Raw genomic sequence first — 4,415 nt, 5'->3', positions numbered from 1 at the left:
CCTCATTGACCACTGCATCAAGCCACTGATTAACTGCTGCTGTGACCATCTGCTCATTGGGGTAGACACTATCTATTTGTGCCTGATTAAGGAATAGCTTTTGTATCGCCATCTGCTCAGGAATGATACAGCGGGCATTGCCCTCCATACGTTGACCCGTAGACTCGTAGTAGAGACGCTGACGCTCAATATCGGAGAGAAGGATGGTCTCGTCGCCGATCACCCACGCCACTTCATCCACTACATTGGCTCTACTTTGGGCATAGACCTTTGGTGCAAAAGCTCCCAAGAGTGAGAGAAAGGCAACCACAGAGATCACCGAGGTTATAACACTTTTATTCATAACTACTTATTTCTTACTTGCATTTTTCTTTGCCCACGCATCACGCAGACCAACTGTTTGATTGAATACCAACTTATCTGGAGTGCTATCCTTATCAACTGTAAAGTAGCCCTTGCGGACAAATTGGAAGTGTTGCTCAGGCTGCACATCACGAAGCCAATCCTCGGCATAAGCCACAGGGATAATCTGCTCGCTATCTGGATTGATCAGCTCGGCAAGGTCTTCAGCATCGGCCGATGCAGGGTCCTCCACCATAAAGAGGCGGTCGTACATCCTTAGCTCTACAGGAAGAGCGTGAGCGGTGCTTACCCAGTGGATGGTTCCCTTTACCTTACGATTGGCATTGGGCATTCCCGATTTGCTCTCGGGATCGTAGGTAGCATAAACCTCCACTACACGGCCTTCCTCATCCTTTTTGCAGCCAGTACACTCAATGATATAGGCACCTCTCAGTCGCACCTCCTGGCCAGGGGTGAGCCGGAAGTACTTCTTTGGAGCATCCTCCATAAAGTCCTCACGCTCGATCCATAGCTCACGGCCAAAGGTGATCTCGTGATACTCAGGTGTCTCTGCCTCAGGATTATTGAGCACTCTCATCTGCTCCTCTTGCCCTTCGGGGTAATTGGTAATCACTAGCTTGATAGGATCCATCACCACGGCAGCTCTATCGGCCACCTTATTTAGATCCTCACGCACAGCGCTCTCTAGCATCGCCATATCGACGGTGCCATCGTACTTGGTGTACCCTATCATATCAATAAAGTTGCGGATGCTCCTAGGGGTATAGCCTCTCCGACGTAGCCCCACAAGGGTAGGCATACGTGGGTCGTCCCAACCGTGTACCAGACCTCTTGTCACTAGCTCCATCAACTTACGCTTGCTCATCATCGTGTAGGTAAGATTGAGGCGATTAAACTCGTACTGATGTGGTCGGTACTCATCTGTCTTGAGTAGCTCCACTAGGTAATCGTAGAGAGGGCGGTGCACCACAAACTCGAGCGTACAGATAGAATGCGTTACGCCCTCGAAGTAGTCGCTCTGCCCGTGGGCAAAGTCGTACATAGGATAGGCACTCCACTCCTTACCTGTGCGGTGGTGTGGGTGGTGAATCACACGGTAAATAACAGGGTCACGGAAGTGCATGTTAGGGTTGGCCATATCGATTTTGGCACGTAGCACCATCGCCCCCTCGGGGATCTCTCCGTGTCGCATCTTCTCAAATAGCTCCAAGCTCTCCTCTGCAGGCCGATCACGATAGGGACTGTGGGTGCCTGGCTGGGTAGGGGTTCCCTTTTGAGCTGCTATCTGCTCGGAAGTCTGCTCATCCACATAGGCGTGCCCCTCCTTAATCAAGCGGATAGCAAAGTCGTATAGGTCCTGGAAGTAGTCCGAAGCATAGTAGATATTGCCCCACTCAAATCCGAGCCAATGGATATCCTCTTTGATTGCCTCAATATACTCCGTCTCCTCCTTCACAGGATTGGTATCATCGAACCTCAGGTTACAAACACCATTGTACTTCTCCGCAATCCCAAAGTCAATGCATACCGCCTTGGCATGTCCTATATGGAGGTAACCATTGGGCTCGGGTGGAAACCTCGTCTGGATACGACCTCCATTGAGTCCATTCCGAATATCCTCCTCCACGATTTGCTCAATAAAGTTGAGTGACTTCTCAGTCGCACTCTTTTCTGCCCCAGTAGGCTTCACATCCTTATTCATAATCTATATTCTCTACAACTTACTGATGAAGACGAAGTTTTTGAGCACCTCGTCGTCTGATTTTTCAATGTCCTTTCCTTTCCCCTCCCACCATATATTTCCGTCATGCACAAATAGCACATGGTCTCCGATATTTGCCACCGAATTCATATCATGGGTATTGACAATGGTGGTCATCTGATCCTCTAGTGTTATCTCCCGCAACAATATGTCTATCATCTTGGAGGTTTCTGGGTCCAGACCACTCGTTGGCTCATCGCAAAATAGGTAGCTTGGCCTTAGTGCAATGGCACGAGCGATCGCCACCCGCTTTTTCATTCCTCCACTGATCTCCCCTGGATACTTGTAGCGAGCATCATAGAGCTGCACACGCTCCAAGCACTCTTTAGCCCTTGCTCGCCTACTTGCTCCCTTTTCATCCGAAAACATATCTAGCGGATAGAGCACATTCTCCATCACATTCATGCTATCAAAGAGAGCAGAGTTTTGAAAGAGCATCCCCACCTTCTGACGCAATAGGCGCGTCTCCTCTGGAGATAGGGTCTGTAGCTCAATGTCGTCATAGAGCACCCGCCCCTTAGTCGGCTCCAGTAGTCCAATGACGCACTTCATCAATACCGTCTTGCCTACTCCCGACTTGCCAATGATCAAGGAGCACTCACCAGGATTGAAGGTAGCATTCACCCCCTTCAGCACCTCTTTATGCCCAAAGCTCATATGTAGATCACGCACCTCTATCATACCGCTCTACATCAGCATTAATTGGGTGAGGGCGAGGTCACAAATCAGTATTGCCACATTGCTCATCACCACAGCCTTGGTACTGGCACGTCCCACCTCCAACGCTCCTCCACGCACATTATACCCAAAGTAGGAAGCGATAGAGGCAATAAAGAAGACATAAAAGAGACTCTTCACCACCGAGTAAAAGATATTATAGGGCTTAAAGAAAAGCTGAAGCCCAGACTCAAACTGACTTATGGGGATATTGGACGAAAGCAGACAAGCCAAGTAACCACCCCCCAAGCCGACAAGCATACTAATCATGACCAATACTGGCACAAAGATCATCATGCCAATGATCTTGGGGAGAATCACATAGTTGGCCGAATTTACTCCCATGATATCCATCGCATCCAGCTGCTCGGTAATCCGCATTGTGCCAATTTCGCTCGCAATGCTACTGCCACACTTGCCAGCTAAGATCATACACATAATGGTGCTCGAAAACTCCAAGAGTACAATCTCGCGAGTGGCATACCCGATTGTGAACTTTGGGATCAATGGGTGGCTCATATTGATCCCCAATTGCATCGTCAGTACAGCTCCTAGAAAGAAAGAGACCAATACCACGATCCAAATGGAGCCAACGCCCTGCACATACACTTCGCGAATCAGCTCGCGAAGAAACATACGATGGCGCTGGGGACGCTTAAAAACCTCCCTCAGTAATTGTACGTAACTACCTATGCGTTCAAGAGCTATACCCATCTGATATCAAGTCAATACCTATCACTAATCATCAAAAACTTAATACCCACAAAGATACCAATTTAGAGACAACTGACAAGTACCACCTGCGAATCAAAGCAGGGGTTACTTTGATTATATCGCTACTTTGAGAACTCGTATATCTGCTGCTACAGGCGAGAACGGCACTTTGTGCAACATTCCCTTCCATAATGTATATGGTAATGAGGAGAGCCGCTATTCCGCCTTTTTCTTCTCCGCCTCTTTCAGTGCCTCTTTCTGCGCTTCCTCGTAGCGCCGACGCTCATTGATATGTATCTGCTCGTAGTCCTTGTCGGAGTCTACAACCACCAGCACGCCATTCTCAATCACCAAGTGATAGACCATCGGGACAGGCTCACTCATCCATCCGTACGGCTGATAAGAACCTCGATAGACTAAAATCTCACGCACACCCTCGTCCAGTGCCTCCTTATTGACAAAGTCGGGCCCATACCGCATGACCTTCAGCACCTCTGACTTTGTCATTCCCAACTCTAGAGAAGTGACGCTCTTGTGGACTCTTTTCCCCTTATTGTAATACTCATCCAGAGAGCTACAGCCAGATACCGTCAGCCAAAGGAGGAGGAACAGGGGAATAATCTTGATAATACGACCAGTCATAAACAGACTCTATCAATAGGGATAGATACAACAAAGATACGAAAAAACCATACATTCCTATCCTAGAACCAGCTCTAACGTCAGGGTTACTCATTAGAATAGTCTTGTAAGTGGTATTTATCGGGGTATTTATGAATAAGGAGACTGTTACTCTGTGTTCATAATTAACATCCACGGATAAATCGATACCACAAATAAGGGGGCTGATGGTCTTCGT

General features: G+C 48.2%; 4 protein-coding genes and 1 pseudogene. All 5 read right to left on the bottom strand.

Annotated features, from left to right (window positions below; genetic code table 11):
- Positions 1-343: pseudogene (locus QVO39_RS07130) on the bottom strand (peptidylprolyl isomerase); the annotation flags it as partial.
- Between the two features lie 6 nt (positions 344-349).
- Positions 350-2,065, bottom strand: a complete 1,716-nt coding sequence (locus QVO39_RS07125) for a glutamine--tRNA ligase/YqeY domain fusion protein (protein WP_021903598.1) — start codon at positions 2,063-2,065, stop codon at positions 350-352.
- Positions 2,066-2,077: 12 nt separating this feature from the next.
- Positions 2,078-2,806: an ABC transporter ATP-binding protein gene (locus QVO39_RS07120; RefSeq protein ID WP_021903597.1), complete on the bottom strand. Its 729-nt coding sequence runs from the start codon at positions 2,804-2,806 to the stop codon at positions 2,078-2,080.
- Between the two features lie 6 nt (positions 2,807-2,812).
- Positions 2,813-3,556 (bottom strand): MlaE family ABC transporter permease, encoded by a 744-nt coding sequence (locus tag QVO39_RS07115; protein WP_021903596.1) that lies wholly within the window; start codon positions 3,554-3,556, stop codon positions 2,813-2,815.
- Positions 3,557-3,772: 216 nt separating this feature from the next.
- Entirely contained in the window at positions 3,773-4,198 is a 426-nt protein-coding gene (locus tag QVO39_RS07110; RefSeq protein WP_021903595.1) for a hypothetical protein, read from the bottom strand.
- Between the last annotated feature and the right edge of the window lie 217 nt (positions 4,199-4,415).

The sequence above is a fragment of the Porphyromonas sp. CAG:1061 genome (assembly GCF_000435035.1).
GTDB classification, from domain to species: Bacteria; Bacteroidota; Bacteroidia; order Bacteroidales; family Porphyromonadaceae; genus Porphyromonas_A; species Porphyromonas_A somerae.
The sequence above is the reverse complement of the archived record's forward strand: the minus strand, read 5'-3'. Positions and strand labels throughout refer to the sequence as shown.

Excerpts from the sequence above, each read along its gene's own strand:
- QVO39_RS07125 (WP_021903598.1), bottom strand. The coding sequence starts at position 2,065 with ATGAATAAGGATGTGAAGCCTACTGGGGCAGAAAAGAGTGCGACTGAG.
- QVO39_RS07120 (WP_021903597.1), bottom strand. The coding sequence starts at position 2,806 with ATGATAGAGGTGCGTGATCTACATATGAGCTTTGGGCATAAAGAGGTG.
- QVO39_RS07115 (WP_021903596.1), bottom strand. The coding sequence starts at position 3,556 with ATGGGTATAGCTCTTGAACGCATAGGTAGTTACGTACAATTACTGAGG.
- QVO39_RS07110 (WP_021903595.1), bottom strand. The coding sequence starts at position 4,198 with ATGACTGGTCGTATTATCAAGATTATTCCCCTGTTCCTCCTCCTTTGG.